The sequence below is a fragment of the Ralstonia psammae genome (genome assembly GCF_958405935.1).
Lineage (GTDB): Bacteria > Pseudomonadota > Gammaproteobacteria > Burkholderiales > Burkholderiaceae > Ralstonia > Ralstonia psammae.
The window spans coordinates 1-1,158 of the sequence record NZ_CATZBU010000049.1; the positions used below are offsets into that span (position 1 = coordinate 1).

The 1,158-nt window shown below is 60.7% G+C and carries 1 protein-coding gene; it reads left to right on the forward strand.

Annotation, left to right across the window (positions count from 1 at the left end; translation table 11 throughout):
- Window positions 1-1,142, forward strand: a protein-coding gene (locus R2N16_RS25400) for an IS3 family transposase (protein ID WP_316669816.1) whose coding sequence is annotated in 2 segments (ribosomal slippage) — window positions 1-253 and window positions 253-1,142 — 1,143 coding nt in all. Because the reading frame shifts where the segments join, the coding sequence is not laid out codon by codon here.
- Window positions 1,143-1,158 lie beyond the last annotated feature (16 nt).

A 1,158-nucleotide genomic window follows, 5' to 3' on the forward strand; every position in this document is an offset into this window, starting at 1 on the left:
ATGAAGACGAGCAAGTTCACCGAGGCGCAGATAGCGTTCGCGCTTAAGCAAGCGGAACTGGGTACGAAGGTCGAGGAGGTGTGCCGCAAGCTGGGCATCAGCGAGGCGACGTTCTACAACTGGAAGAAGAAGTACGGAGGCGTCGGCCCGTCGGAGCTGCGCCGGATGCGGCAGCTCGAGGAGGAGAACGCGAAGCTCAAGCGGCTGGTGGCGGACCTGAGCCTGGACAAGGCCATGCTGCAGGATGTGCTGTCAAAAAAGCTCTGAAGCCTTCCCGCAAGCGCACACTGGTTGACGAGTTGCGTGACCGCTATCGTGTGAGCCTGACCAAGGCTTGCGCGTTGTTCCACATGTCGCGCTCGTTGTACGGGTATCGGTCGGTTGCTCGCGACTCGTCGGCGCTGCTTGCGCGCATCAAAGAGATTGCGGCCTCACGCGTGCATTACGGCTACCGCCGGGTGCACGTGATGCTGCAGCGGGAAGGCTGGAAAGACAATCACAAACGCGTCTATCGCTTGTACCGGGCCGAAGGTCTGTCGCTGCGGCATAAACGCCCCAAGCGCAACAAGTCCGCACGGCTACGCCAGCCCAAGAGCATCGTCACGGCCATCAACGAAATCTGGAGCATGGACTTTGTCTCCGATGCCCTGTTCGATGGCCGGCGCCTGCGCGCGTTGACGGTCGTGGACAACTACACCAGGGAAAGCCTGGCCATCGAAGTCGGCCAGAGCCTGAAGGGGGAAGATGTGGTGCGAGTACTTGACGCAGTGGTTGCCGAGCGTGGTACGCCTCGAACCATCAAGGTGGACAATGGCAGCGAGTTCATCTCGAAGGCCATGGACCGATGGGCATACGAGCACGGCGTGGAACTCGACTTCAGTCGGCCAGGCACGCCGACCGACAATGCCAAGGTGGAGAGCTTCAACGGGCGGTTCCGGCAGGAATGCCTGAACGAGCACTGGTTCTTGTCCTTGGACGACGCTCGGAGCAAAATCGCCGACTGGCGGCAGTACTATAACGAGAGTCGTCCCCACTCCGCACTGCGATGGGCGACACCCGCCGAATTCGCCCGTCAGGCAAGGGAAAGCGCCTCGACGGACGAATCAACGACGCCGGAAATCTCCACTTCTGGACGGTACTAATTCCGGTGTAGGGTCA